The sequence below is a fragment of the Alteribacillus persepolensis genome (assembly GCF_900099605.1).
Classification (GTDB): Bacteria; Bacillota; Bacilli; order Bacillales; family Marinococcaceae; genus Alteribacillus; species Alteribacillus persepolensis.
Genome location: NZ_FNDK01000010.1, coordinates 1 through 25712 on the forward strand (window position 1 = coordinate 1; position 25712 = coordinate 25712).

Here is a 25712-nt window from a genome sequence, read left to right on the forward strand (position 1 = left end):
AGGAAGTGGTGACTTCAACGCCCGCCACAGGACGTGCTTCCACAGGAAGTGGTGACTTCTACGTTGCACACAGGACGTGTGCGTTCTTAGTAGAAGTCCCTTCCCGAAGTCCCTTCCCCATATCCGAATGTCCCCCTTGCAAGGCGCTTGCGCTTTTTGTCCGGCGGAAGCAGGAAATGAAAGGTAGCCTCATGAAAACAGACGGAGAAAAAGAGGGCTGATAAGGCCGCCGTATGTTGCATTTAGTACGTAAAGATGAAATAGCTGGACAAAAAGTACAAAACAACAAGCAGCGCTGACGGCCACGTATATAAACGAAACAGCTGTTTGCGTCCTCGCAGGATCGAAAACAATGCAATGGCTGCAAGCAGTGTGACAGCTGCTGCGGTAACTTGATGAGAATTATTAGAAGCTGCGATAATCGGTCCAGACCTGTAGGCAATATCACTCAATCCGAGCAAGATAATATTAAAGAGGTTGCTGCCAAGTATGGAACCCAGTGCTAAGTTATGGTTTTGCAGCTGCAATGCAATGAGTACAGCTATGGCTTCTGGAAGAGAAGTAGAAGCCGCAATCAAGAAGCTTCCAACAAAACTCGATCCTAATCCAGTAACAAGTGCGATTTGATCACCAGTGACTGTCAGGATGGAGCCAGCAATTAAAATGATAATGGCTGCAATCACAAAACCAATTTGAGCGTGTCGAAGAGACAGCGCATAGGCTGGACTTTTTTCAGAGACGGTGTCTTCTTCCTCGGAAACGGGTGCGGCATTAGGCTGTTTGTTAATCCATGCCATACCCAGCGCATAAACAGCTAGAATAATGATAGTGTCAATTCCTATTCCGAAAATGGCTGTATCGGTTTTAACCAGCATGGCAAACCAGGCCATGAGTGCTAGAAAGATGCCTAATGAAGCTGTATACGTATGAGATATAGAAGTGCGGGAAAACAGTTGTTCCTTACGGTAGCACAAGTCAAAGACTGCAATAATTAATAAGTTAAACATATTGCTTCCAAGAACGTTTCCAACCGCAATATCCGGATTGTTTAAGCTTACTGCGGTAACAGTTGTTGTTACCTCTGGAAGCGATGTGGCACCGGCCAGCAAAACCGTACCGACCATCATGCCTCCCCATTTGGACTTTTCACTAATGACATCAGCGTAGGTCGATAATTTAACAGCAGCAGCAACGGTAATCGCTGCAGCGATGAAAAAATAAACGAATAACACATTCATCTCTCCTTTATCATTGCACAATTGCCTCATGCTGCACACAAAAAAAGACCTTTTTATGAAAATCCTGCTGAAGATACAGCAAGGTTCTCATAAAAAGGTCTTGCGTGCTTTATATAGCATAAAGCTAAACGAGCCGAGCACAAAATGTGCTGTCATGACGACTCATTTATCCTATTGGACGCTACTCCCCTTTTCTATGAAACTAGCTTATCAAAAGGTGAGGAAAAAAGCAACTGTATGTTATCCAAACAAAAGGCTGTATGTACAAGCCAATCATTCGTATACTGTCTATGAAAGGAATATTTAGTGGCAAAGGAGAGGAAAGACATGCAAAACAATTATAGTCAAGTGCTGTTAAGGTTTTCAGCTGTTTTTGCCGTCATAGGTGTGGTGCTGGGCTCTCATATGGCTGGTGCTGGTTCATATGCATTTCGACCTATCCACGCACATATTTTAGTCGTTGGCTGGTTAAGTTTGTTTGCCTGGGCTGTTTACTACAAAGTTTTTTACCGCGGGCAGAGCACGCTTGCCGCTGTACACGTTTGGACAGCGATTATTGGTTCGATTGGCCTGACAGCAGGAATGTGGCTGCACATGGCTGCGCCAGTTGAGCTTCCTGAGTTGTTTACGCTGCTGTTTTACATTATTGGCGGCTCCATTTTAATGATTAGTTTTCTTATTTTTTTGCTGATGACCTTTGTGCATAAAGAAGAAAGTTAAATGTTTTTAGGTAAAGGAAGGAATTTGCTGTTTTTTGTTGAAAGATGTTAAGTGGTGTACAAATAGCTGCACAAATGCAGAAAAGAAAGGACGAGACATCGTATGAAATTTTTCGCTGTTATTTCTCATATGAAAGACCAAGAATTAAGTCAAAAATACCGTCCCGAGCATCTTGATTTTCTGAAAAAGCACTACGAGGAAGGAAATGTTGCTGCTTACGGGCGTTTTGAAGATGGTACAGGCGGACTAGTTATTTATAAAGGCTCTACATATGAAGAGGTAGAGGAGCTGGTAAAACAAGATCCGTATATTCAAGAAGGAGCACGCGAATACGAGATGCACGAATGGGGCACAAAGGCTGAACACTTCGCTTAAGGAGGTATCACCATGACAACATTGGGCTTTATTGGGCTGGGCAATATGGGTATGCCAATGGCACATAACTTACTCAAAGCAGGTTATGATGTAGTGGGATATAACCGTTCGAAAGAGAAAGAAAAGACATTTGAGCAGTTGGGTGGACGTGCTGGTTTGGAATTCGAAGAGCTCGTGCAAAGCTCTGATGTCATCATGACATGCCTGCCTATGCCAGAAGATGTAGAACAAGTCATTCTCGGCCAAAATGGTGTATTGGATTATGCCAAGGAAGGTGCACTGGTCATTGATTTCAGCACCGTATCGCCTACGCTGCATGTGCGGATAGAACGACAAGCGGAAATGTCTGGTGTCATGTACTTGGATGCTCCAATCAGCGGCGGCACGACAGGAGCCGAAGCCGGCACACTAGCCATTATGGTTGGCGGAAGAGAACAAACATTTGAAAAAGCGAAGCCATATTTTGATGTTGTTGGTGCCAACGTGACGCATTGCGGTCCAATTGGACAAGGAACGAAAGTGAAACTGTTAAATCAATACATGGTTGGCCTGCACACCGCTGCTGTCGGGGAGACATTGCATATGGCGGAAAAATCCGGGCTCGACCGTGATCTTGTCTATAACGTATTAAGCAATGGATTTGGACAAAGTAAAATCTTTGACCGCCACTACAAGCAGTTTATCGCAGAAAACAAAGACGAACCTGGTTTTGCGCTTGAGCTGCTGCTAAAAGATTTACGGCTGGCAGAGGAAATGGCAAAAGACGCTGATGCCAGGCTGAGCGCAGGGCCTATTGTGCTGGATTTATTTAAAGCAGCCGAAGAAAACGGCTATGGGTCCAAAGATATGAGTGCGCTTTATCAACATGTAAAAGATAAAGAATGATCAAACGGCAAAAAAAGTGTTTCCTATGCTTGCAGCACGGGAAACACTTTTTATTTTTCTTATAAGGCGCATCTTCTAACAAACAAACTTTTATACTTCGCTTTTTTCATGCTCTTCGTTCACGGCTTTTGCTAATTCAGCATCAATCCATTCATCTAACTGTGCGATTTTTTTTCTCGCTTTCGTATCAGAAATTTTGCGGTAATGGTGCTTGCCAGAAGGCTCTTCATCCAGCTCATCAGCTTGAGCTACAATTTCTTGCAATGCATTTCGGTCAAGGTCTCCAGCAGGGAGATAAGAATCCGTATGCAAAAGAACGGCCAGAGCAATTTGTTTGGCGTTTTTTCTGTCTTCGCCAAGGCGAATGAGCAGTTTATGCGCTCGTTCTGCACCCTTAATGGCGTGAATATCATTCTCTTTATATAAATCAAAATCCCACTGTCCATTACGATACCATGTATAATGGCCCATATCGTGTAAAAAAGCGGCTTTGACAGCGAGATCTGGGTTAACTTGTTTTTGTTTCGCTAGCCGAAAGGCATGATAAGAGGTAGAAATCGCATGAGCAAGACCTGCTCTTTTTACATATTTTTGTGTAATCGGATGCTCAAACAACTGCATTAAGGTGACGTATCTCATTATCATCCCTCCTAGAATATCTATATCGAAATATATTCCCATTATTATAACGATTGTGAAAAAGAAAGACAAGAGGGATAATCGTCTATATTTGTCAATCCGCCGCTGCTGTCCTTGCTGAGAAGGATCTGTTTCCTGCTGTTATTTTTGTATAGTGCACTCGATGGATGCTGGCGGTGTCCTCAAGTCCCATTCCTTTTACACAAAGGATGCTCAAAGGTGAGCAGATAATACCGTTTTTTGCATACTGTTATTTATTATATGTCGAATCATCAGCTGCTGTTCTTTCACCTGTTGATAGGAGGATGCGTTTCTTTAAGAGAGTCTGGGGAAAATAATAAGATCATAGAGATACCTGCTTTATTTTTGCATAAGATGGTAATACATCCCTTTTTTAAAGGGAAATTCTTTTCCATTTTTTACTTGAAAGCTATTGGTGAAAATTGTAATGATATGTATAATTTAGATGTACTACATTGGTTTGGAAGGGCACATATATCTATAATGAAACGCTTTTTTACATATATAATAAAGAAAGAGAGCTGGGGGAAATGAAAAAATGGTTGGTGATGGGAGCTGCTGTTTGTGCAGCAGCCGGCGGTTTGTTATTTGCAGATGTTTCAGAAGGGGAAGAACATAAAAAGGTATCTTATCATTCGTACAAAGAAACGAGTGCTGAAACGAAAGAATTAGCAGATGGCCTCTCGCGTTTTTACTATGACTCGGGTTATGATTTTACATACCCAGAAGACGGGGTGAAAGGGATTTATGTCACGGGTCATTCGGCCGGTGGTGAACGTTTTCAAAGGTTAGTTGATTTAGTAAATGATACAGATTTAAACGCTATGGTGATTGATATTAAAGATGATCACGGTAATTTGACATTTAAGCCGACAGATGACATTGATCTTCCGGATATTGGAAAAAACATGATTGAAGATCCGGTGGAGTTAATGAATGCGTTAGAAGAAAATGATATTTATCCGATTGCACGTATTGTTGTTTTTAAAGATACTGTCTTAGCTGAGCAGAAACCGGAGTGGTCATTTACAGAAAACGGAAACGTTTGGAAAAATGGAAATCAAGAGGCGTTTGTGAATCCGTATGTGAAAGATGTTTGGGACTATAACATACAAATTGCAAAAGAAGCAGCCAAACTTGGGTTTAAGGAAATTCAGTTTGATTATGTACGTTTTCCAGAAGGGTTTGAAACACGCGATGAAAAGCTTGAATATTCGAGAGGGGACTTTGGCAAAGAAGGGAACAACGTACAGCAGCGGGTGAACGCAGTAACAAGCTTTGTTGAGCATGCTAGAGGAGAAATTCAGCAAACGTTTGATGTGGATGTCTCCGTAGATATTTTCGGCTATTCAGCTACATTAGATGAGGCACCAGGTATTGGACAGAATTTCTCCAAAATCGCCGATAATGTTGACGTGATATCATCGATGATTTATCCAAGCCACTGGACGCCGTATTTCGGTATTGATAAGCCTGACCTGCATCCATATGAACTGACGACAGAGTATGCGAAAGTTGAAAATGAAGTGCTGGATCATTTAGAAAATCCACCAACATCAAGGCCGTGGATTCAAGACTTTACAGCGAGCTGGCTCGGTTCGGGCAACTATAAACCGTATGGTGTGGCGGAAGTGGAAGATCAAATTCGAGCACTGCAAGAGCAGGACATTCAAGAATTTTTACTGTGGAATGCAGGTAATAGTTATACAGAAGGAGTCGACTATACACCGTAATAGAAAGAAGGCTGTCTTAAAAGAGGGGTTCCTGTTTCGACAGCCTTCTTTGCACGTTAGAAACGTTTTTCTTTGTTTATCGCCTCTGTTTAGGGGACCGCAGCAGGTTCTTTTCCAGTCAGTTGGAAAAATATTTTTAATGCTGTATTGCGATTGTGTCTGCATGCAATTAATAAAGGCAGGGAAAGCTAACAGTACATAATAGGACGAGACAAAGAGATACCCATTTATAAGAAGTGTTACAAATACCGGCAATCGTTTTATAATGAAAGAAAGCACAAAACGGAGGTTTGCATGACACACTTAAACTGGTACGAGAAGTTAAGCCAATACTTTCCGGTAGAAGAAATGAAATCTAAAGAGCACATGGATCTCTTATTAAAGGAAAAAGGCGATGTTTACCACAAAGATGAAGGGCCATACCACGTCGTAATGTATGTAGAAACAGAAGACTTTATTTTTATCGATTATTTATTTGTATCCAAAGAGGCACGCGGCAAAGGCATCGGCCAAAAGGTTATCGACCAATTTAAAGAAAAACAAAAGCCGGTTATTTTAGAAGTAGAACCACTCGACTATGATGATTCGGATTCGCAAAAGCGCATGCGTTTTTATGAACGCCATGGGTTTAAGCACGCAGCGTCGATTGGTTATACACGCCGGTCACTGGCGACGCAAGAAGAGAATACACTGGAAATATTGTATTGGTCTCCAGAAAATGAATCAGAAGAAAGTATTTATCAAAAAATGAAACACACGTATAAAAATATTCATACGTATAAAGATAAAGAACTATACGGCCAATCTTATCAAAAGGTCGATGAAGTATTGTCGTATGACAGTGAAAAAGAAGAGGTATAGAAATCCGCGTGTTTTCGCGTGTATGCAACTTATTTAAAAGGAGGGAGATCTTGTGAAAAACAAAGAAAGGCACAAGCGCAAAAAAAAGCGGGAAGTGTTAAAAGATCTGCTTCGCAAAAATTTAAAGGATTGGAATAAGTTGCCGACCCCTAACGGCTCTGCTTCATCTAAAACATCAGCATAGCAAAAACCTCGGCTTTATAAAGCCGAGGTTTTTGCTGTCGTATAGGTGGATAAGCCATGCGGCGGCAAGCAGTGCAAGTTTAAGAAGGCAGCCGCCTGCACCTGATATCACAGCGATGTCTGAGTTTTCTTTAGGCTAAAATCTATGTTTTGTTACAGCATAAAGAAATATGCTGGGTCAGCTGCTTGTTTGAATGCGCAGTCACAAATTTGTCATATTTTCAATCAAGATAGGCGTTTTATCAGTGAAAAATACAGGAATGAGAATGTTGAACCCAAAAGGTACGAAGGACAAAACATGCTAAGTGACAGGAAATACTTCTATATATTCGAACAAAGCGGATAAATGAGAGGCCGATAATTTGCGAATACATTCTTGAAAACTCTTTTCAAATTAGAATAATTATTGTATAATGAATGATGTGAATGAAGAGATTCATCTGATGTTACGTCAGGATAATGATAGATAGTTTTATGGGTTTGGATGAATGGGAAGGGAGAGAATGATTCATATGGTCAATTTGCTCACGTCTCCTAGCTGCACTTCTTGCCGGAAGGCAAAAGCGTGGCTGGAAGAAAACGATATTTCGTTTGTAGAGCGTAATATTTTTGCGGAGCCACTCAGCGTGGATGAAGTAAAAGAAATTATTAGGCTGACAGAAGACGGAACGGACGAAATCGTATCAAAACGTTCCAAAGTCTTTCAAGAATTAGATGTCGATCTTGAGAACCTTCCACTACAACGATTATTTGAACTAATTAGTGAAAACCCTGGGCTATTGCGTCGTCCAATTATTTATGATGAGAAGCGTTTGCAAGTGGGATACAATGAAGCTGAAATCCGCCGTTTTCTGCCGCGGAAAGTACGCACGTATAACTTAATGGAAGCTCAGAAGCTTGTAAATTAATCGACCGCTGATGATCACATGTGTATGACAGAAATATAAACTTCTACTCGCTTTATAGTAGAAGTTTTTCTATATTTTTTCATGTTTAATGCTTGTTATTCTTTGTATCGTATCATAAGATAGGATAAAACATGTATTTTTTGTTTAAGGTAAGGGGTAAGTTGTGCTATATGCTTGACAACATGCATGCTTTCCTTGAAAATGAACACTTAATAGCAGGAATAACCGCGTTTTCTCTTACGAACGCTCCGCTCCCTCAAAAATATTCGGCGGGATGAGCATTGGTCCTTAACAACCTTCATCTTATCGTATACAATGATAGTAATACCGACGATAAGATAATTGTTGCCCGTCTAAAGGGTATGTTTATAAAAAAAAGAGAGAACTTGGAAGCGGTATCCACCTTACCTTCAAAGGAGGGAGAAAATCGTGGAAATCGAAAGAATTAATGAGTCAACGGTCAAGTTTTACATTACCTACAAAGATATTGAAGACCGAGGCTTTGACCGTGACGAAATTTGGTACAATCGTGAACGAGGAGAAGAATTGTTTTTTGAAATGATCAACGAGGCGCACGATCGGGAAAACTTTGAGATTGAAGGGCCGCTGTGGATTCAAGTGCAAGCGATGGACAATGGCATGGAAATTGTTGTGACACGTGGACAAATTTCTGAAGGCAATGTCAAACTTGAAATCCCGGTTTCTCAAAAAGGAGAAGATTTGCCAGTTGATGATAATATCGTGGATATGCTGGATGAACAATTCCGTTCTTCGCAAAAGTCAAGACACAATCATGGGGACACAGAAGAACTTGAGATTGTTATTTCCTTCTCTGATTTAGAAGACTTATTATCACTTAGTCAAGCATTTGTCGTTGAACAGGTTAAAAACGAAATTTATCACTTTGAAGGTACCTACTATTTGTACCTGATGTTTGATGACTATTACAGTGAAGACGAACAAGATGATATGGTCAGCCATGTGTTAGAATATGGTGAAGAGTCAGATATGTCCATTCACCGCATTCGCGAGTATGGAAAAACGATTGCAAAAACAGACGGACTTCAAACGCTTCGTAAAAACTTCTCTTAAATAATAACACCAGCTTCCCTAAAGGGGCTGGTTTTTTGTTTTTGTATAAAACGTGCCCTTACATAAGAAGGATATTGTTGGCGGCGGGTCGAATAACGTTTCTGGAAAGGAGGTTCTCATGTTTACCGCCCGTACTCGAGATGGCCGCATCATTTCTCTTTTCCCTTCAAAAAATGAGGAAATTCCCTCCCATTATCCCCCGTATTTCTGTCCAGCCTGTTCCAAAGAAGTCATCCTAAAACAAGGCAAGCAAGTAAAAGCGCATTTTGCTCACAGGAAGAAACAAGCTTGTTCATACCAAGCAGAACCGGAGACAAATGAACATTTATCTGGAAAAGCTCTGTTATATGAATGGTTGTTAATGCATCACGTAAAGGCCAGAATGGAAGTGTATTTGTCTGCTATTCAACGTGTAGCTGACGTGTTATTTACATGGAGAAACAAAACATACGCACTGGAATTTCAATGCTCATCGATTTCCCCTTCTGCTCTTCTTTCACGCAGTTATGATTACCTCTCTATTGGTATTTTTCCTATCTGGATTTTTTCTTTCTCCCGGCTGCGTCCACGTGCTGGTGGTTCATTTTCCGTTCATGCATTGGAATGGGAAGGGATGCGAAATCGAAAAAGTGATGCTCGTTACGTACTCACTTATTTCGATGCAGAGAAAGCATCGTTTTATTATTTGTTTCCAACCGCATATGTTTCGCCACAGCATACGTATGCTGATTTGTATCAAGCCCCTTTATCCCGCTCCCATGTATCGCAGCTCGTGAATATACCAAGCACGTATGACAGTAAGAAGCGGCTGCGAACAGCTTGGCTGTCTCACAAACGAACGTGGCGTTTTTCCAAGAATCAGTGGAGACAGAATCCGGATAAAACGTATATGCGCCAAGTCTTTGCAAGCAAACGCTCCGATCTGCCGTTTTTCCCAATAGAAGCAGGCTGGCCGTCTTATGGAATGGAAGTGTTTTACAGTCCGGCTTATATATGGCAAAGCTGGTTTTTACTTTGTTTTCTCGAAAATATTTCGCTGTATCAACGCTTTTCAAATGCTGCATTAGAACAGGAGTCTGCGCTGTTTGCTGAAAGAAGAGTGTTAGGAACAAGAACCTTTCCGCTCATTACACAGCCGTTCGAACGTGCTTTATGGAATTATCTGGAATGGCTTGAGCGTCTTGGTGTCGTAAAATGGACCAATTGGGGCTGGCAAAAGCGAAAAGATATTCACTTGCCTGTATCGTTAGAGCAGGCTGATGCGATGGATAAAAAATGGGGGAAACACATATTGTAAGAGGAAATATATATCAATGATTGGTGTTTAGTGGGGAAGTTCGGTAAAATTGGCAGTAACAGTTGGAGGTGTTGTTATGAGTGAAAAAGAAACAAAACAAGTCCCAAAAAGAGATGAGATTTCGAAGGAATACACATGGAATTTAGAGGATATTTTTGCAACGGATGAAAAATGGGAACAAGAATTTAAGCAGATTCAAGAGCTGGTGCCGGAATTAACTGCGTATAAAGGGACATTAGCAGATTCCGCAGACACGCTGTATCAAGCGTTAAAAAAGCAAGATGAAATTGGAGAACGGTTTGGCCGTCTGTTCAGCTATGCTCACATGCGCTATGACCAGGACACCAGCAATTCCTTTTATCAAGGGCTCGAAGACAGGGCATCTGGTCTTGCAGCAAAATTAGGCCAGGCCATGGCGTTTTTGGTTCCAGAAATTTTATCCATACCAGAGGATAAGCTCGAGCAATTTTTGAATGAACACGAAGATTTAAAGCAGTACCGGCATGCGCTGCGCGAAATTAATGAACAGCGTCCGCACGTATTAAATGAATCGGAAGAATCGATTTTAGCGCAAGTGTCTGAGGTCACATCCAATCCAAGCAATACATTTGGCATGCTTAACAATGCCGATTTAGCTTTTCCGAGTATTAAGGATGAAGAAGGGAATGAAGTACAAGTTACGCACGGCCGCATTCTGCGCTTTTTTGAAAGCGATGACCGCCGTGTGCGCAAGGATGCATTTGAAGCTGTGTACGGAACGTATCAACAATATCGAAACACCCTTGCCAGCACATTGAATGGGCAAGTGAAAAAGAACTTGTTTAACGCCAATGTAAGAAAGTACGATTCTGCTCGTCAGGCTGCTCTCAGCAAAAATCATATTCCAGAAGTCGTCTATGACCAGCTTGTGGAAACAGTAAATAAAAACTTGCATTTGCTGCACCGCTACGTGCGTTTACGTAAACGAGTGCTCGGACTCGATGAAATCCATAATTATGATTTATACACGCCGCTTGTCAAAGACGTTGATATGAAAGTGACGTATGAAGAAGCACAACAATATGTTTTAAAAGCGGTGGAGCCGCTCGGAGAAGAATACAAACAAACCGTGCAAGAAGGCTACAACAACCGCTGGATTGATGTTTATGAGAATAAAGGGAAACGAAGCGGTGCTTACTCTTCTGGTGCGTATGGAACGATGCCTTATATTCTGATGAACTGGCAGGATAACGTAAACAACATGTTTACATTGGCTCACGAACTCGGCCACTCGATGCACAGCTACTTGAGCCGCAAGCACCAGCCTTATCACTATTCAGACTACACGATCTTTGTCGCCGAAGTAGCTTCCACTGTAAACGAAGCATTGCTTAACGATTATTTGCTGCAAACAACCGAAGATAAGAAAAAGAAAATGTACTTGTTAAATCATTTCCTTGAAGGTTTTCGAGGAACAGTTTTCCGTCAGACGATGTTTGCGGAATTCGAACAGCTCATCCATGAAAAAGCGGCAGCAGGAGAAGCACTCACGCCAGATTTGTTAGAAAAAGAATACTACGCGCTAAATGAAAAATATTTTGGTGAAGATATTACATTAGATGAGGGCATTGCTTTAGAGTGGTCGCGTATTCCGCATTTTTATATGAATTTCTACGTGTATCAATACGCAACCGGATACAGTGCAGCGGCGGCACTATCCAGGCAGATTTTAGAAGAAGGAGAGCCGGCGGTAAACCGTTATTTAGGGTTCCTAAAGTCTGGAAGCTCGGATTATCCGATTGAAATGCTGAAAAAAGCAGGTGTGGATATGACATCAAAAGAGCCTGTCCAGGAAGCCATGGCATTGTTTGAACAAACATTAGAGGAAATGGAGCAGCTGTTAGAACAATAAAGCAGCATGTTCTGTAAAAAAGCAGCAGTGTGATGTGGATACGTCTCAGTGCACTGTGCAAAAAGCGCCCCCGTCGTGTGAGAAAAGCAGCAGCTGAAAGCCAAAAGTGCTGCCCGCGGCAAGCAGGGCTGTCAACTGAAAAGAAGGAGCAGGAGTTACCTTCGACATATACTATAGAGCCTTTTTCATCATAAAAAAACCCGCCGGATGTGACGTGACATTCGAGCGGGTTTTGTATTGCTGTTATGAATGAATGCCTTTGAAACGTTTGCGTTCACTAAACGATAAAACAGTGAAAAAAATGGATAGAAACATAAACAAACCGCCGATGAAAACAGGAAGAAATTTCATCAGCCCAAGCATAAATAAAATAAAGCTAACGAATGTACAAAGGATACCGATAAGCACCTTTTTCACACCGTATACCCTCCCACCAGACGAGATAATGTTTATACCATCGTATGGAAGGAGGGACAGGTATATACCTTACTCGCCAATATAACGCCAAAAGGTGCCGTATTTGACAGGAATGCGTTTCAGTTTTCGCTGCAGCACTAACTTTTTAAGCTGTGCCTCTGCGTCCCGTTCCGCTAAGTCATACACAACGGCCACTTCTTTTGTCGCGACAAATTCATATTTTCTCAAGAAATTCTCCAATGGCAGTTTTGCAGATGGCTGTGGAACTTCTCCTAACATCTCTTTTAATATATCGACATAGACTTCATAAGGGTACACACCAGATATTTTTAAGCCGCCGTCTTCTACACAATCATTAAAAAATACAAACGTTGGTGCGCTTTCTACTTCCATTTCTTTCGATGTTTTGATATCACATTGGAGCGCTTTGGCCGTACAGTGGGAATGAATATCCTTTTTAAATTCATGAATATCAAGCCCGACTGTTTCTGCGCATGCTACTAAAACTTCTTCATTCGCAATGTTTTTCTTGTGGACAAACAGCATTTCACGAAGCCGGCGGAAAAATACACCAGCCAGCTGACGCCCTTGCATTTCGGCGGCTTTCATTGCGAGAGAAGGAAGGTAGGCCGAGGCAACGGGATTTTCCAGCCAGACATCACCATCACAACTCATCCCTGTGCGGCTGGCAGTTGCTTCGTATAGTTCAGCTAAATTCTTTTGTTCTTTGTTTTGGCGGGCTTCACCTTTGTTCCACGCTTCCAGATCTGCTGCTACAAAAAAGCGCATGGAAAAATAATGTCCATATTCCAGCACAAGTTTTTTCAGTGTCGGTTCAAACGCCCAGCATTCTGGACAGAGTGGATCAGTAAAAATATATAATTCTAATTTCTTTTTATATCTAGGATGTGTTAATGAGTCTTCAGGAGAAAGGCCGCAGATTCCCAGCTCGTCATCGCAATGTAGCTGTTTATCTTCTTTTGTCATCGTCCAAACTCCTTTCTACGTTAATCTTCTGGTGTGTTGACCATATGCTGTGCGGTAAAAGTCAGTCGTTGAAAGAAATTTTCACGCACTTCTCCTTCAAGTCCAATGTCATCCATTGCTTGTTCCATACAGGACAGCCAAGCTTTTGCTCTTGTCGGTGTGATTGGAAACGGGAGGTGTCTCGCACGCAGTCTTGGGTGGCCGTGTTCTTCTGTATAAAGAGCAGGTCCGCCTAAAAATTGAGTAAGAAACTGCTTTTGTTTACGGGCGGTTTCTGTTAAATCATCCGGGAAAATAGGATACAAATCAGGGTGTTCTTTAACATAGGAATAAAAGGTATCAACAAGGCGGTTTAGTACATCGTGTCCGCCTAATGCTTCAAAAGGGATTAGGTCTTTGTTCATCGATGCGTGCTCCTTTCTTTGCACATACGTTCGATCGAGTTCTTTATCATTCGCTTGATTTAACATAAACGAAAGAAGCGGAAAAATGCAAGAAAAAAGAGTTATCGTTCGTGTTAAGAAAGCTTTCTTTCATTGTAGCAACGCTGTTTTAGAACAGCAAATGTTTTGGTTTACCAGTCCAGTTGTTTCTTCCCAATGCTTTCCCTTGAAAAAAACTCCCAGCGAATCTGCTGAGAGTTACACATAGGTTTGCATTTTATTTAGAACACTTGGCACGTACTGTTCTGTTTCGGCAAACGGGGGAATTCCTTGATACTTCTCGACGTTGCCTGGTCCTGCATTATAAGCCGCTAATGCAAGTGTCTTGTTGCCATCGAAACGTTCAAGCATCTCTTTTAAGTATTTGGTTCCACCTTCAATGTTTTGGGCAGGATCATATGGATCATAAACATTCAAGTAATTGGCGGTAGCCGGCATTAACTGCATCAGTCCCATGGCACCGGCATAACTTTTTGCATGAGGGTCAAAGTTTGATTCCTGCTCAATAACGGCAGTGATGAGCGCAGAATCAACGTTGTATTTGTCCGCTGCGGCTTCAATCATCTGCTTGACATCGTTTTCGACAAGCGGAGGCTGTTGTTCAAAAGAAGCAGCAGATGCTGGTGTATGGTTTACTTGGTGATTAGGTTGAAAGTAAGAAGATGCAAGCGCTGGATATAAAAACAACGATTCTTTGTTTTCTTGAGAAGAACTGCTGATATTTGAGCCGCTCGTATGCAAGGGTGTGTTCAATTGGTTGTGAAGAATAGAGGCAAATGATGAACGAGCAGGCGAGGAGCTGTAATTCTCGTGGGCGGGCCAATAGTTCACCGCCGTAGAAGATAACAATGGAAAGTAAGAAGCAAAATTCAATTTGAACACCTCATCTATGTAACATCTGAAACTTTTGTCTGTTTCTCAGGTAGTTAAAATATACCAAAGAAACAGCGAAGCGGCAATCTCCGCTTCGCTCAATTTCTTTTTGCTTGGATTTCCTCTTGGCGCGTAAAAAAACGCTTGATTTTGTTCGGTGTCGTACGTGTGGGGATATGAAATTGGCTTAACAGCTCTTCTAGCCAATTGTTTACTTGTTCAAGAGAAGGTCCTTCCATTTCCACCTCATAATCTTCCACGTCTAAATATGTGCTGTGATCTAAAAATAACAGCCCTTGCCGATAAGGATGCTGTGTGCGCTTGGTCTTCAGTGTACCAAGGGGGGTGACTTCTTCAATGGAAAGATGTAACGACGTCTTCAGTTGTGTTTTTACTTCTCCGTCCGGAAAACGGGAAGCAGTGAGGGCGCTTTCTGCGGTTTCTTTTGATAGTGCCTGGTTCGTTTCAAGCAGCCCTTTACTGGCAGGTTGTTTTAACGTTAGTTCGTATTGGCCGTTTTTTTCACGGATACGAAGCGCCGCGCCTTTTTGTTTCAGCGCAAAATCCTTTGTGTCAAAATATGTATTCGCCTGCCAAAAGAAATCGTTTTCCTTTATATGAAATGCATCACATAACGCATCAAATTCCGTTTTCGTTAACAGGTTTTTTTTCTCCATTTCTATTTCCTGTCCCAAAGCAATCTTCCTTTCGCGGTGAATTTCTAAAAAATAAAAGACGGGCATTGTGGTTGTATGATACCATATCGTTTGGGATTCGTTTAGTAGTGAAATATCCAAGGTATGGTAAGATAGAGAAAGAGAAAGCAGGAAAAATGAGGTGTCAATATGGAACATATACTTACAGTAACGGAAACAAAAACAGATCATCACCATTTGTACTTAGTACCGATTGAACAGTGGCCGCAATCAGAATGGAATGCGCTCGAAGACGGCATGCGCATGCTGGCCGATTCAGATGCTTTAACGTTTGTGTATGTGCTCGACTCAGATGATGCGTTTGTACAGCTGCGTTTGCCAAAACAAGTATGGCCCGCTTTAAAAGAAGCTTATGAAAAGCAGTGGAACGTAAGTGTGCTTGGTCCATCGGAATTGCCGCTAGAGCACTTTCACACAGAAATGGCGTATATGCTTGATAACATTCCAGGCAACGGCAATTACGGCTCTCTGATGGTGGAAGCGGTCGAAGAGACGTTTGATGTCAAAGCATAACGTTTGTTTCACCGTTCGAAGGAAAGAATGAAATGCATACAGTTGACATCCACTGTATACAAATGAAACAGGTGGTGGCTTTTTATGAGTAATTGGGATACATTTTTGTCACCCTATAAACAAGCGGTGGAAGAGTTAAAAGTAAAATTAAAAGGGCTGCGTGAACAATATCAGCGTTCATCCAAGCATACGCCGATTGAATTTGTCACAGCCCGGGTAAAGCCTGTTACAAGCATTCTCGAAAAAGCTCAGCGGAAAAACATTCCTTTAGACCGCATCGCAAGAGACATGCAGGATATCGCCGGCGTACGGCTGGTCTGCCAGTTTGTGAATGATATTGATACGATTGTGGAACTTATTCGTTCGCGAAGTGATTTTGAAGTATTAGAAGAACGAGATTATATTAAACAGAAAAAAGAAAGCGGCTATCGTTCGTATCATATGGTGATCGTTTACCCTGTACATACGATAGACGGCAAAAAAGAGGTATTGGTTGAGGTGCAGGTTCGTACGATGGCAATGAACTTTTGGGCAACCATCGAACATTCATTAAATTATAAATACAGCGGTGAAATCCCTGCTGATATTAAAGAACGTCTGCACAGTGCTGCAGAAGCCGCTTTTAAACTGGATGAAGAAATGTCAAAAATTAAAGGGGAAGTGCGAGAAGCGCAGCAGATATTAATTAGAAACCGGGAACAAAACAATTCCAAATAACTGGAAATTCGTTGAAAGGAGGCGCTTCCCATGCATTTTGCGGTAACGTCGCGGGGAGATGATACATCCAACGCCCTGCAAAAAAAGATCATCGACTACTTGCAAGAATTTGGTCTTACTCATAACGAACAAGACCCGGAAATCGTTATTACGGTTGGCGGAGACGGTACGCTTTTGCATGCATTCCACCATTATTATGACCGGCTGGAAGAGACGAGTTTTGTCGGGGTTCATACTGGCCATTTAGGCTTTTATGCTGACTGGAAACCAGAAGAAGTGGAAAAACTGGTGATTCATATCGCAAAAACACCGTTTCAAGTAGTGGAATATCCGCTCCTGGAGGTCGTTGTCCGCTACCATGATGACATCCATTCAGAGCGCCACTTGGCATTGAATGAATGTACCGTGAAAACGATGGAAGGCTCACTCGTTTGCGATATCGACATCAAAGGAGATAAGTTTGAAACGTTTCGTGGAGACGGACTCTGTATTTCTACGCCATCCGGAAGCACCGCCTACAATAAAGCGTTAGGAGGCGCCATTCTGCATCCGTCTTTAGCATCTATGCAGTTATCGGAGATGGCATCCATTAATAACCGTGTCTATCGTACGGTCGGTTCACCACTGATTTTGCCGCAGCACCACACATGTTTGTTAAAGCCGTTAAATGACGTAGAAATGCAAATAACAATCGATCATAAATCAATGGTGAATAAGTCGGTAAAATCCATCCAGTGCCGGGTGGCTGAAGAAAAGGTGAAATTTGCCCGGTTCCGTCCATTTACGTTTTGGAAGCGGGTGAAAGAGTCGTTTGTCGGCGAATAACATGCACAAACTCCACTGGATAGTGCCCTTGCTAAAACATCCCAAGACACTGAAAGAGTTTTTGCGAGATGATAAAGGGATGTCATGGACGACGTTAAAAACAGCTAAGTTTGACGGCAGACTGCTTTGTGATGGAGAGGAAGCAACTGTGCGCCGCAAGCTTTATGGGAACGAAACCCTGCAAGTGGAACTGCCCCCAGTTTCGTTTCCAGCTGCCATTCCGCTGTATCCTCTTCCGTTAAATATTTTATTTGAAGATGAACATCTGCTGATCGTTAATAAACCACCCGGTCTCCCCACACTTCCTGGAAGACAACAAGAAGAACTTTCACTAGCCGGTGCTGTCGGGGCGTATTACAAAGAACAGGGAATTTCGGCTTCTTTTCATGCGGTGTCAAGGCTTGATAAGCACACGAGCGGAGTGCTGCCGATTGCCAAACATCCATATGCCCACCAGCGGCTCACTGCTTTTTTTCAGCACGGCAAAGGAGAAAAGCGTTATCTAGGAGTAGTATGCGGACAGTGGGAGCAGCAAACAGGATGCATTGATGCGCCGATTGCCAGAAACCCAAACAGCATTGTCGAGCATTGTGTTGCAGTACATGGAAAACCGGCTGTCACCGCGTATGAGAAAGTGAAAACTGTTCACGGCAATGACGTCACGCGTTTTACATTATATACCGGCCGGACCCATCAAATTCGGGTGCACACTGCTTATTGCGGGCATTCGCTGGTCGGCGACAGCTTATACGGAAAAGCGAGCACGTTGATAGAGCGGCAGGCGCTGCATGCAGACATGCTTTCGTTTTGTCACCCGGTCACCGAACAGCGGCATAATATTTATGCAGATCTCCCTCAAGATATCAAGCAGCTGGTTCAGGAAAAGTAAAAAAGAAGGCGTACAGATCAGCCTTCTTTTTTTGTGTCTTTTTGTGTATGTTCATCGTCAAACGTTCGGAATTTTTCTTTGACAAAAGGCATTGCAGAAGGTGTGTCGCTAAATGTCATTTCTGGATAATGAAGTGCAGTCAGTTTGCCGCCAAAGACACAGCCGGTATCAATATTAATCGTGTTGTTTTTTATACGCGGTTCATGTACAGGTGTATGTCCATAAACAATAGTGCGTTTTCCATTGTAATGAAGCGCCCAGTCTCGCCGAACGGGTGTCCCGTCTGAATGTTTTTCGCCGGTAATATCTCCGTACAATACAAATGTTTTGACGGCTTTGTTTTGTTTTCCAATGAGGTCACTGCGAATACCGGCATGAGCGGCAATGACTTGATCATGATCCAAGTGTTGGTACCAAGGTGCATGATCATAGAGCTCCATAAAAGCATGGCGGATTTTTTTATACTTTCGGTTTGGCAATGCTTCTAGTTCTGCCACGGTCGTTTCTAGTCCGTGTTTGATTTGGACATTGCGCCCGAGAAAATAACGATACAGCTTATCACAGTGGTTTCCAGGCACGTAATAGGCTGCCTTTTGCGCGACCATTTTGCTGACCAGTTCCATGACGGCAACCGATTTTGGCCCCCGGTCGGTAAGGTCTCCAATAAAAACCGGGATTCTGCCGGATGGATGTGTATAAATGGATTGGTCTTTGTGGTAGCCGATGTCTTTGAGTAATGTCGTTAACTCATCAAAACAACCATGAATATCTCCAATAAAGTCATATGCTGCTGTCATGACTATACCCCCTCCACCTAACAAACACTTATACTACTAAGCATCATACCAAACTGTGACAGAAAATAATAATGTCTGCCTGCTGATCAAGTTGGGTTCTTTATCACAGCATGATATAATAGGCACATTACTTGGTGATAAAAGGAAATAATACGCAGAAATGGATAAAAGGGAGCGATTAACATGAATTTATCGTTAGAAGGCCGTACATACGTTGTAATGGGGGTGGCCAATAAGCGAAGCATTGCCTGGGGCATTGCTCAAAGCTTAGCGAAAGCGGGAGCCAGGCTTGTGTTTACATATGCAGGGGAACGATTAGAGAAAAACGTGCGCAAACTTGCCGATTCTCTGGACCGCGACGATTCCATCGTCTTGCCATGTGATATTTCAGACGATGAAGCGATTCATACAGCATTTCGTCAAATAAAAGAAGAAGTCGGTGTAATTCATGGGCTTGCTCATTGTATCGCGTTTGCTAAAACGGAAGAGCTGGATGGAGATTATATGAACGCAACAAGAGACGGTTTTTTACTGGCTCATAATATCAGCTCTTACTCTCTTACAGGGGTGGCAAAAGCGGTCCATGAGCTCGGCCTAATGGCAGAAGGCGGATCGATTGTTACGATGACGTATCTTGGCGGCGAGAAAGTGGTGAAAAACTACAACGTGATGGGGGTAGCCAAAGCTTCTCTTGATGCAAGTGTCCGTTATTTAGCAAATGACTTAGGAAAAGAAAGTATTCGTGTGAATGCCATCTCAGCAGGGCCGATTCGAACCTTGGCTGCCAAAGGTATTGGCGGATTTAACGATGTGTTAAAAGAAATTGAAGAAAAAGCTCCGCTTAAAAAAGCAACAACCCAAGAAGAAGTCGGCGATACCGCCCTCTTTTTAATGAGTGATTTATCCAGAGGAATCACAGGAGAGATCATTCACGTCGATGGCGGCTTTAATACCATTGGCATGATGTAAGGGTGGCTTCAAAAACCGTGGTGTGAAAAAGCACCACGGTTTCATTTTTTGATGACAGACAGTATAAAAGTCAGCTCTCTTTTGACGCTGGGGAAAAGTATTAAGCTAAAAGCTCTTCCTTAGCCGGCCTTTCTTCTTTTAGGGAACCAGTATGTTTGCTTTAAAGCAGAATTAGTTGACGCTTGTTTAGATATTTCGTTAAGATGATAGACTGAAGCCACGAAAAAGTTGGGGTTAAGATATGGTCGTAAAAAAGGTTCTAAACAACAACGTGATTATCGCAGATGACAATGGAAATGAAGTGATTGTGACAGGAAAAGGCTTAGGGTTTGGGAAAAAGCAAGGAGAAACGGTAGATGAATCAGGCGCAGAGAAATTTTTTGTGCTTCAGGATAAAAAGGAACAAGAGCAGTACAAACAGCTTTTAATCGAAGTGGACGAAGCGTTTATCGGGTGTATGAATGAATGTATGACCATGTTAGAAAAACGTTTTCATGTCAAGCTTTATGAGCATATTCACGTCGCATTGACCGACCATCTATATTATGCCGTTCACAGGCAGAAGCAAGGGTTAGAGGTGCGTAATCCGTTTTTAACAGAAACAGAACTTGCCTATCCAGCGGAATTTCAAGCTGCGAGAGAGCTGCTTTTGCATGTCGAAAAGTGTACGAGTACCCCGATGCCAGAAGGGGAAGTCGGCTTTGTTGCGTTACACATTCACAGCGCGCTTACCAGCCGTTCGTTAGAAGAAGTGAATCAGCATACAAAGCTTGTATCGACATTGGCTGGTGTGATCGAGGACAACCTTGGTTTAACAATGAATGCAAAAGAATTGGATCATCAACGGCTGCTGCGCCATCTGCATCAAGCGATTGAAAGAATTCAATACAATGACGATAAAGAAGAGCCGGAGTCCTTAAAAAAAGTCTTGAAAGACGAATACCCGCTGTGCTACAATCTTTCATGGAAATTGATAAAAATCATGCAGCACGCACTGAAAAAGCCGGTTCCAGAGAGTGAAGCGGTTTATTTAACCCTTCATTTGCAAAGGCTTGCAAGACAAAGAAATGAATAATAACGGACCATCATATTCCGTGTTACTGGTAATGCAGGCATGAGAGAACAGAGTGGTTTTGCTGAAAGGGCCTAGGTGTGTTCAGACATCTAGTGTTTTTCGGCGAACCTGTTTCTCTCATGTCTTTTTTTATGGAGGAGGGTCTGTTGAAGGAAATAGCTGTTTTTCTGGAACCATACCTGCATGCAGCAAGATGCCTGCTTGACAGAACAAGCCATGACAACAACTGCAGCATGTAAAGGGTGCTGGATTATGACGGCGGCATCCAATGTGTGCGGCGTAACGAAAAAAGGGGGAAAACACAATGTTTAAAAAAGCGTTTGGTATACTGCAGCGTATAGGCCGGGCATTGATGCTTCCGGTAGCGCTGCTTCCGGCTGCCGGACTGCTTCTTGCGATTGGAACGGCTATGCAGGAGGACAATATGATTAATATCCTGCCATTTTTGGAAGCGGCACCAGCTCAGTTAATATCTGAACTGATGATGGAAGCAGGCGGGATTGTATTTGATAACTTACCCGTTATTTTTGCGATTGGTGTAGCACTTGGTCTGGCAAATGGTGACGGTGTAGCTGGTCTTGCAGCACTTATCGGATATTTTATTATTAATGTGACAATGGGCGTTATCGTCGGCGTGGAGCCGGAAATGGTGCAAGGAAACCCGGCGTATGCAGAAATGTTGGGTGTGCCGACACTGCAAACCGGGGTGTTTGGAGGTATCATCGCCGGGGCGCTCGGTGCATTTATGTATAATCGTTACTTTAACATTGAGCTGCCCCAGTATTTAGGTTTTTTTGCCGGAAAACGTTTTGTTCCTATCGCAACAGCATTTGGGGGACTTATCGTCGGGGCGCTTTTAACCATTGTATGGCCGCAGGTGCAAGAGATGCTAAACGCCATGTCTTATTTAGTGACTGAAGCGAATACGACGATTTCTGCTTTTGTATTCGGAGTGATTGAGAGAGCGCTTATTCCATTTGGGCTGCATCACGTTTTCTACAATCCGTTCTGGTATGAATTCGGTTCTTATGTTAATGCTGCCGGCCAGACGGTGACAGGAGATCAGCAAATTTTCTTTGCTCAGTATCGTGATGGTGTAGAGGAATTTACAGCTGGTACGTTTATGACGGGTAAATTTCCATTTATGATGTTTGGACTGCCAGCAGCAGCACTTGCTATCTATCATTGTGCAAAACCGGAAAACAAAAAATATGTAGCTGGTATTATGGGATCCGCTGCATTGACATCCTTTTTAACAGGAATTACTGAACCGCTCGAATTTAGTTTCTTGTTTGTAGCACCGCTTTTGTTTGCAGTTCATACAATTTTTGCCGGATTGTCATTTATGGTGATGCACCTGCTGGATGTAAAAATCGGCATGACATTCTCCGGCGGTGTGATTGACTATTTCTTATTCGGGATTATTCCAAATGCAACGCCGTGGTGGCTCGTTATTCCGGTCGGGCTCGGTTTCGCTGTTATCTACTATTTCGGCTTCCGGTTTGCCATTCAGAAGTTTAATTTAATGACGCCGGGGCGTGAAGAAACAGCGGATGTTGAGGAAAATTCAACAGCCGGAAGCGGCAGTGCCGGCGACTTGCCTTACAATGTTTTAGAAGCATTTGGTGGAAAAGATAACTTGAAAAACCTGGATGCATGTATTACAAGGCTGCGGATTACTGTAAACAATAAAGAAGAAGTAGACAAAGGACGCCTGAAACAGCTGGGGGCTTCTGGTGTAATGGAAGTTGGAAATAACGTGCAGGCTATTTTTGGTCCGCAGTCGGATGCCATTAAAACACAAATGGAAGATATTATCGCGGGAAGAACACCGGTATCATCGCATGACAATACACCGGAAATTGATCCGCAAAAAGAAGCCGAGCCTGCTGTTCAAGTGGACTCCGCTGCTATTGCTGTTGGCAGCCCGGGAAACGGCCGACTTATTGCTATCGAGGAAGTTCCAGATGACGTATTTGCAGGCAAAATGATGGGAGACGGCTTTGCGATTCACCCGGAAAACGGAGAATTTGTATCTCCAGTAAGCGGAAATATTACGACAGTCTTTCCAACCAAACATGCTGTAGGTATTACCTCAGAGGATGGGCTCGACATTTTAGTTCATATTGGTATTGATACGGTTAACATGAAAGGGGAAGGCTTTGAAGTAATGGTCGAAGAAGGGGAGAAAGTGACGCAAGGTCAGCCGCTTGTAAAAGCAGATTTGTCTCTCATTGAAGAAAAAGCAAAATCAACCATTACACCGATTGTGTTTACGAACTTGAATGAAAATCAAACCGTGGCATTGAAAAAAGAGGGTGCTGTGACAGCCGCAGATAAAGAAGTGGCAGAAGTCACATCTTGATAAAATAGGGGCTGTATCAAAAGGTCATGAAAAATAACCTTTTGACAGCCCTTTTTCGATTCTATAAGGTTTGTTGTTTGGATGAAATTATACTCTTTCGTATGACTGGGGCTTTCGGCTCGCCTGCCTCGGGAAGCGCTTGACGCTCATTGGGTAACATCCCCCACGGCTCTATCGCTGCTGCTTTTCTCAGAGGCGTTTCGCAGACAAAACCCTATCTCCTGTTCGCCGTAACATTTGTATGAGGGCCTAAAAGACCTGCCCGAACAGCCATGGCCAGAATCCACCGCCGTGGCCGGGACCGCCAGGCCCATACGGTGGGCGGGGACGCGGCGGTTGCCCGCCTGGACGAGGAGGAGTCGGACCGAAATATGGACTGACACCAACTAAATCACCATGATACACTTGCACGTATTGCCGGCGGTAAAAAGGCGGCTGATAAATAAACATCGATACCATTCCGGTACGTCGATTATAGTCGAGGACATAAGCAATCACTCGGCCATAACCTGGTATAAATGTTTGAATCCACTGGTTTACGTACCCTTCGATGACAACCGGCGGAATATATTGTACAGAAGGTTCTTGTTGACGATAAGGACCCGGCATGTTGGGATCTTGACCGTAATGCACGTTCATCACCATCCTCATTAATATAAAAGGCATATACCCTGTAACATCTTATGGGAAAGAGGAAAATATGTGCATTTATCCTGGGACAAAGGAAGAGAATGGGTAAATAACTGATTTAGACAATCCAACGCACTTATCTGGGTAAAGAGCATATAGCTATCATGAGAAGGATTTCTCAATCTTCCTTAGAAAGGGAGGAAAGGCAAATGTCCGGTTACTACAATAGCTTTACGCTTATTGTTGTATTGTTTATTTTGCTTGTCATTGTGGGCTCTGCATATGTTTGCTAAAAAGCAGACAGAACGTTCTGGCTGGGTACGGCCAGAACCTTTTTTATGTAACAGTACGAAATAGTGAAAGAACAAGCAAAACTGCGGATGCCTCTGTAAGGATTTGACGGCATGCCGCAGTTTTCTTTTATCTTCGGTCCTGTTTGCACGCTGCCGGCGGTGCTGTCTGTCATTTGCCGCTCCATTGGCTGTTTCCATGCTGCATGCAGCGTAAGCAATCATTTTTCACAGGGGTTGTTGTGAAACATGTACATCGTTTGCATGAAAGCGGTGATATATACTGGGACGGTCATGGAGATGAAAAGCGGTGGCCGAAGCGAAAATAAAACAATAGCGTAAAGAACAATAATTGCGTAAACAGCAGCAAAAATGGCGAGCGTCCTGCCATCTCTCCAAGCATCGGTGCCATAATGCCGGCCATTAATCCATTGCAAGCACCAACCATGGCAGAATCAAATGAAAAGAGACTTCCGTACAAAAGCCCGCAGCCAATCCCAAGTACACCCGCAGCAATACTTGTTTCAATCACATAGCCCGGATGAATGTACGTAAATAAAAAGCCGGAACAAAGCGAAAAGACTGTAACAGGTGTCATGACAGCATTCATTATAAACGAAGAGGAATGATGGCGTTTGTCTTTTCGTTCGTGCAGATACATGTATAAAGCAACAATAAGTAAAATGTTCCCTCCAAATAAAAACCAGAGCATAACATCTCCCCCTGATATGATATGTATGCGTACCGGTCAAAAAGATTGCCAGGAAATGAGAAGAATGATTTATGGCTGGAAGCATATAATGGTGCAGGATGCATTTTCAGTGAAGGGAGGTAGAAAAATACATGGAGAAAAACAAAGAGAAACAGTCCGAGCCATTGTATTATATCGAACAGCCTTCTTTTTCGAATATAGGCGGGAAACTGCAGACGGTGTCTGTGAGAAAACGGATTGGCCAAAAGCCGGAAGGAAAGCAAAATAAGAAAGAAAAAAGAGCGAGGCAGAAAAATAAACAAAAAAGAGATAAAGACAAATCACTAGAACAAGGTGAAAATGAACAACATCAGCCTGAAACTGATAACGAATCAGTGCATGCCGAACAAAGTGCAAGTGATGAAGAGAAAGCAGCGATTAAAAAAGAGCAGCCTTCAAATAAAAACATTGAGGAAATGCTGTCGTATGTGCTGTCTCTTCCGCATTTTATCCAGCCGGTAATTGCTTGTGAAACCAATTCCAAGCGTTATCAAGGCACGCTTTTACACAGAGAGAACGGAGAGGTTGTCATTCAAAACAGTATTAGCATGAACAAGGAAACGATTGCTGAACAGGAGATTACAGATATTTATATCGTTAGTTTATAAAAGA

General features: G+C 42.8%; 29 protein-coding genes. 19 read left to right on the top strand and 10 right to left on the bottom strand.

From position 1 onward, the window contains the following. Nucleotides 1-242: 242 nt before the first annotated feature. Nucleotides 243-1232, bottom strand: a complete 990-nt coding sequence (locus tag BLT18_RS09285) for a sodium:calcium antiporter (RefSeq protein ID WP_091273325.1) — start codon at nucleotides 1230-1232, stop codon at nucleotides 243-245. A gap of 333 nt (nucleotides 1233-1565) precedes the next feature. On the opposite strand from BLT18_RS09285, the gene BLT18_RS09290 reads away from it, so the two are divergent. From BLT18_RS09290 to BLT18_RS09300, 3 genes are all read left to right on the top strand, one after another. Then, nucleotides 1566-1958 carry a hypothetical protein gene (locus BLT18_RS09290; RefSeq protein ID WP_091273338.1) on the top strand — a complete coding sequence of 131 codons (393 nt, stop codon included), beginning with the start codon at nucleotides 1566-1568 and terminating at the stop codon, nucleotides 1956-1958. Between the two features lie 102 nt (nucleotides 1959-2060). After that, the gene (locus tag BLT18_RS09295; RefSeq protein WP_091273339.1) at nucleotides 2061-2333 is read left to right on the top strand and encodes a YciI family protein; all 273 of its coding nucleotides are present in this window, start codon (nucleotides 2061-2063) and stop codon (nucleotides 2331-2333) included. Nucleotides 2334-2345: 12 nt separating this feature from the next. Next, nucleotides 2346-3218, top strand: coding sequence for an NAD(P)-dependent oxidoreductase (locus tag BLT18_RS09300; RefSeq protein WP_091273340.1), 873 nt, complete (start codon nucleotides 2346-2348; stop codon nucleotides 3216-3218). A gap of 90 nt (nucleotides 3219-3308) precedes the next feature. Here BLT18_RS09300 and BLT18_RS09305 read toward each other — a convergent pair whose 3' ends face one another. Next, on the bottom strand, nucleotides 3309-3857 hold the full coding sequence (locus BLT18_RS09305) for an HD domain-containing protein (RefSeq protein ID WP_091273341.1): 549 nt from the start codon (nucleotides 3855-3857) through the stop codon (nucleotides 3309-3311). Between the two features lie 551 nt (nucleotides 3858-4408). On the opposite strand from BLT18_RS09305, the gene BLT18_RS09315 reads away from it, so the two are divergent. The 7 genes from BLT18_RS09315 to pepF all read left to right on the top strand — a co-directional run bounded on the left by BLT18_RS09315 (nucleotide 4409) and on the right by pepF (nucleotide 11843). Beyond that, nucleotides 4409-5611 carry a putative glycoside hydrolase gene (locus BLT18_RS09315; RefSeq protein WP_091273345.1) on the top strand — a complete coding sequence of 401 codons (1203 nt, stop codon included), beginning with the start codon at nucleotides 4409-4411 and terminating at the stop codon, nucleotides 5609-5611. Nucleotides 5612-5905: 294 nt separating this feature from the next. Beyond that, complete coding sequence (locus BLT18_RS09320) at nucleotides 5906-6472, top strand: GNAT family N-acetyltransferase (protein WP_091273347.1); 567 nt, start codon at nucleotides 5906-5908, stop codon at nucleotides 6470-6472. A gap of 52 nt (nucleotides 6473-6524) precedes the next feature. After that, entirely contained in the window at nucleotides 6525-6656 is a 132-nt protein-coding gene (locus tag BLT18_RS18665; RefSeq protein WP_281242350.1) for a hypothetical protein, read from the top strand. A 511-nt stretch (nucleotides 6657-7167) separates the two neighbouring features. Then, a complete protein-coding gene (spxA, locus tag BLT18_RS09325; protein WP_091273524.1) occupies nucleotides 7168-7563 on the top strand; it encodes a transcriptional regulator SpxA in 396 nt (131 codons plus the stop codon). A gap of 429 nt (nucleotides 7564-7992) precedes the next feature. Further along, nucleotides 7993-8655 (top strand): adaptor protein MecA, encoded by a 663-nt coding sequence (gene mecA, locus BLT18_RS09330; protein ID WP_091273348.1) that lies wholly within the window; start codon nucleotides 7993-7995, stop codon nucleotides 8653-8655. A gap of 118 nt (nucleotides 8656-8773) precedes the next feature. Beyond that, on the top strand, nucleotides 8774-9952 hold the full coding sequence (locus BLT18_RS09335; RefSeq protein WP_091273350.1) for a competence protein CoiA: 1179 nt from the start codon (nucleotides 8774-8776) through the stop codon (nucleotides 9950-9952). Nucleotides 9953-10028: 76 nt separating this feature from the next. Beyond that, nucleotides 10029-11843 (top strand): oligoendopeptidase F, encoded by a 1815-nt coding sequence (pepF, locus tag BLT18_RS09340; RefSeq protein ID WP_091273351.1) that lies wholly within the window; start codon nucleotides 10029-10031, stop codon nucleotides 11841-11843. 243 nt (nucleotides 11844-12086) lie between these two features. Here pepF and BLT18_RS18185 read toward each other — a convergent pair whose 3' ends face one another. The 5 genes from BLT18_RS18185 to BLT18_RS09360 all read right to left on the bottom strand — a co-directional run bounded on the left by BLT18_RS18185 (nucleotide 12087) and on the right by BLT18_RS09360 (nucleotide 15258). Then, a complete protein-coding gene (locus BLT18_RS18185; RefSeq protein ID WP_175487447.1) occupies nucleotides 12087-12260 on the bottom strand; it encodes a hypothetical protein in 174 nt (57 codons plus the stop codon). A 69-nt stretch (nucleotides 12261-12329) separates the two neighbouring features. Next, nucleotides 12330-13247 (bottom strand): ClpXP adapter SpxH family protein, encoded by a 918-nt coding sequence (locus BLT18_RS09345; protein ID WP_091273353.1) that lies wholly within the window; start codon nucleotides 13245-13247, stop codon nucleotides 12330-12332. Between the two features lie 20 nt (nucleotides 13248-13267). Continuing rightward, complete coding sequence (locus tag BLT18_RS09350) at nucleotides 13268-13651, bottom strand: globin domain-containing protein (RefSeq protein ID WP_091273354.1); 384 nt, start codon at nucleotides 13649-13651, stop codon at nucleotides 13268-13270. A 237-nt stretch (nucleotides 13652-13888) separates the two neighbouring features. Then, complete coding sequence (locus tag BLT18_RS18545; protein WP_245705232.1) at nucleotides 13889-14563, bottom strand: lytic transglycosylase domain-containing protein; 675 nt, start codon at nucleotides 14561-14563, stop codon at nucleotides 13889-13891. Nucleotides 14564-14661: 98 nt separating this feature from the next. After that, entirely contained in the window at nucleotides 14662-15258 is a 597-nt protein-coding gene (locus tag BLT18_RS09360; protein ID WP_091273356.1) for a CYTH domain-containing protein, read from the bottom strand. Between the two features lie 150 nt (nucleotides 15259-15408). Between BLT18_RS09360 and BLT18_RS09365 the strand changes: the two genes are divergently transcribed. The 4 genes from BLT18_RS09365 (at nucleotide 15409) to BLT18_RS09380 (ending at nucleotide 18223) form a co-directional block, all read left to right on the top strand. Next, the gene (locus tag BLT18_RS09365; protein ID WP_091273357.1) at nucleotides 15409-15792 is read left to right on the top strand and encodes a UPF0738 family protein; all 384 of its coding nucleotides are present in this window, start codon (nucleotides 15409-15411) and stop codon (nucleotides 15790-15792) included. 84 nt (nucleotides 15793-15876) lie between these two features. After that, nucleotides 15877-16509, top strand: a complete 633-nt coding sequence (locus BLT18_RS09370) for a GTP pyrophosphokinase (protein WP_091273359.1) — start codon at nucleotides 15877-15879, stop codon at nucleotides 16507-16509. Between the two features lie 30 nt (nucleotides 16510-16539). Next, nucleotides 16540-17334, top strand: a complete 795-nt coding sequence (locus tag BLT18_RS09375; RefSeq protein ID WP_091273361.1) for an NAD kinase — start codon at nucleotides 16540-16542, stop codon at nucleotides 17332-17334. 79 nt (nucleotides 17335-17413) lie between these two features. After that, nucleotides 17414-18223, top strand: a complete 810-nt coding sequence (locus tag BLT18_RS09380) for an RluA family pseudouridine synthase (RefSeq protein WP_175487448.1) — start codon at nucleotides 17414-17416, stop codon at nucleotides 18221-18223. 17 nt (nucleotides 18224-18240) lie between these two features. Here the strand turns inward: BLT18_RS09380 and prpE are convergent, their stop codons facing one another. Beyond that, nucleotides 18241-19020 carry a bis(5'-nucleosyl)-tetraphosphatase PrpE gene (gene prpE / locus BLT18_RS09385; RefSeq protein ID WP_091273365.1) on the bottom strand — a complete coding sequence of 260 codons (780 nt, stop codon included), beginning with the start codon at nucleotides 19018-19020 and terminating at the stop codon, nucleotides 18241-18243. Between the two features lie 183 nt (nucleotides 19021-19203). Here prpE and fabI point away from each other — a divergent pair, with 183 nt between their 5' ends. The 3 genes from fabI (at nucleotide 19204) to ptsG (ending at nucleotide 23429) form a co-directional block, all read left to right on the top strand. Then, the gene (fabI, locus tag BLT18_RS09390; RefSeq protein ID WP_091273367.1) at nucleotides 19204-19989 is read left to right on the top strand and encodes an enoyl-ACP reductase FabI; all 786 of its coding nucleotides are present in this window, start codon (nucleotides 19204-19206) and stop codon (nucleotides 19987-19989) included. A 241-nt stretch (nucleotides 19990-20230) separates the two neighbouring features. After that, a complete protein-coding gene (gene glcT, locus BLT18_RS09395; protein ID WP_091273369.1) occupies nucleotides 20231-21064 on the top strand; it encodes a glucose PTS transporter transcription antiterminator GlcT in 834 nt (277 codons plus the stop codon). Nucleotides 21065-21368: 304 nt separating this feature from the next. Next, a complete protein-coding gene (gene ptsG, locus BLT18_RS09400) occupies nucleotides 21369-23429 on the top strand; it encodes a glucose-specific PTS transporter subunit IIBC (protein WP_091273371.1) in 2061 nt (686 codons plus the stop codon). A gap of 249 nt (nucleotides 23430-23678) precedes the next feature. On the opposite strand, the gene BLT18_RS09405 is transcribed toward ptsG, so the two are convergent. Next, complete coding sequence (locus BLT18_RS09405) at nucleotides 23679-24068, bottom strand: hypothetical protein (protein WP_091273373.1); 390 nt, start codon at nucleotides 24066-24068, stop codon at nucleotides 23679-23681. A gap of 200 nt (nucleotides 24069-24268) precedes the next feature. On the opposite strand from BLT18_RS09405, the gene BLT18_RS09410 reads away from it, so the two are divergent. Then, nucleotides 24269-24352, top strand: a complete 84-nt coding sequence (locus tag BLT18_RS09410; RefSeq protein ID WP_139184729.1) for a YjcZ family sporulation protein — start codon at nucleotides 24269-24271, stop codon at nucleotides 24350-24352. Between the two features lie 289 nt (nucleotides 24353-24641). Here BLT18_RS09410 and BLT18_RS09420 read toward each other — a convergent pair whose 3' ends face one another. Then, complete coding sequence (locus BLT18_RS09420; protein ID WP_091273379.1) at nucleotides 24642-25061, bottom strand: hypothetical protein; 420 nt, start codon at nucleotides 25059-25061, stop codon at nucleotides 24642-24644. A gap of 131 nt (nucleotides 25062-25192) precedes the next feature. On the opposite strand from BLT18_RS09420, the gene BLT18_RS09425 reads away from it, so the two are divergent. Beyond that, complete coding sequence (locus BLT18_RS09425; protein ID WP_091273381.1) at nucleotides 25193-25708, top strand: CotO family spore coat protein; 516 nt, start codon at nucleotides 25193-25195, stop codon at nucleotides 25706-25708. The last annotated feature ends 4 nt before the right edge of the window (nucleotides 25709-25712 follow it).